This window comes from Escherichia sp. WS1265, assembly GCF_046487585.1.
Classification (GTDB): domain Bacteria; phylum Pseudomonadota; class Gammaproteobacteria; order Enterobacterales; family Enterobacteriaceae; genus Escherichia; species Escherichia coli.
Genome location: NZ_JBJQJE010000074.1, coordinates 1 through 1763 on the forward strand (window position 1 = coordinate 1; position 1763 = coordinate 1763).

Genomic DNA, 1763 nt, shown 5'->3' on the forward strand with positions numbered 1-1763 from the left:
CAGTGGCAGAATGGCTTCAGGTCCAGCTTCCCCCATCACACCCGCGCCTTTTGCAAAAGCAAAAAACGTCGGACGGTTAACCACCGTGCCACTGTAGCGACTCAAATCAGCCGACTGATAAACACCGCCATCAGCATTAGCTACAAAATCAAAAGGCAGCGCGGAAGCAATGCCTTTTACCGCTTTCATTAAAGCTATCTGAGCCATGATTCTGGACATATCTGACAGCACAGAAGAGGTGAAGGATTTGAAATTGAGTTTGCCTGTAGTACAGAATGTCGCCAGCCAGTCACTCATGCTACTGAACGCAGACGTGAACAACTGTTCCACTGTCCCGGCTGTGTTATCCGCATTCTCAGTGACATTCTGGAGTGCACGCAGGACTCCGTTTTTCCAGTCCCCCTGAGCAATTTCAAGCTGTTGCCAGTAACGGCGATTCTCATTCAGTTGTCGGTTCAGGCTCTCCGTCAGCGCCTGCTCGGCCTTTCTGTAGTCATCCGTGTTATATGTCCCTTTCTGCTCACTATCCCGCCTCAACTGCTCCAGCTGTTGCTGGTATTTCTGGCGAAGACTCAGTTGTACCTGATATCGCTGCCGCTGCTGATCACCCATACCCACCGTGGCGATATCCAGGTCATGTTGCTGACGCTGAGCGCGCTCTTCTTCAGCCAGTTGACTGGTCAGCTGAATTGTTTTTTTCTTCAGCTCGTTGAGTGCCGTCTGTTTCTGAAGCTCCTGCTGTTTTACATCCAGCAGCGTCAATGCCTGAATCAGTTCATCTTTACGGGCAAGCACACTCTTTTCATCTGCCGTCAGTTTTTTCCCGTCCAGGTCGCTGATGCGCTGCTGCAGAGCCAGAAGCTGTTTATGCGCTTCTGTCATCCTGTCAGTGGCAATGCCTGCTGACTGTCTTGCAGCAGCAATCTGCCCTTCCACCTGTGCCTGTTGCTGACTGTACTGCAGCAATAACCGGGTGGCCTCATCATTACGGGTTTCGCGTGTTTTTTTCTTACCGGATGCCAGGGCTTTCTCGTAACGTTCATTTTCACGTTGTATCGCCGCATCCCTGACAGCCTGATCGGCGTACTGCATGGCATTAATACGCGCAATTTCACGCTGATGCCGTGCTGCTTCCGTTTCATTCATCCGGTTCAGTGCAGCATTTTCAGCATTACGGCGTTTCTGTTGCTCCTGATAATTCCGCTCTGCCTGCTCTTTTGCATCCTGCAAATCCTTCTGGCGTTTTTTCTCCTGAAGATCGTTAAGACGCTGCTGATCGTATTCAACCTGAGAAGATGATACCGTCCAGGGGAGTCTTTTCGCCCGCGACACTTTCTCCTGTAAAGCGGCAATCTGTTCATCCAGCGAGTCTTCACGACCAATATTCATGGCCGCATCCCAGAAACGACTCCACAAATCAGACAGATACTTCAGCGTACTACCAAGCGCATTGAGGTTATTATCAATATCCGCAGTACGCCGACCGGTTTCCTCTGCCAGTGCAGACATGGCTATCCGTGCAGCATCACTGGACCGACCCTGATCCCCAAGGACACGTATCTGCTCAAGCTGAGTGGCAGTAAGAAAATGCAGCTCATTGTCCAGAGCCTTCGCGGCATTTACAGGATCATCCTTCAGCCGCTTAAACTGATTTATGGTATCGCTGACCGACTGGCCAACCGATCGCTCCATCTGTGCGGCAGCTCTCGCCACCATACCGATATCGTTTCCACGAAATGCACCACTCCCCACCACCTGAGCCA

The 1763-nt window shown here is 51.3% G+C and carries 1 protein-coding gene; it reads right to left on the reverse strand.

What is annotated here, in order from left to right; genetic code table 11:
• On the reverse strand, positions 1-1763 hold a 1763-nt coding region (locus ACJHX3_RS24830), incomplete at both ends, for a phage tail tape measure protein (protein WP_410236245.1).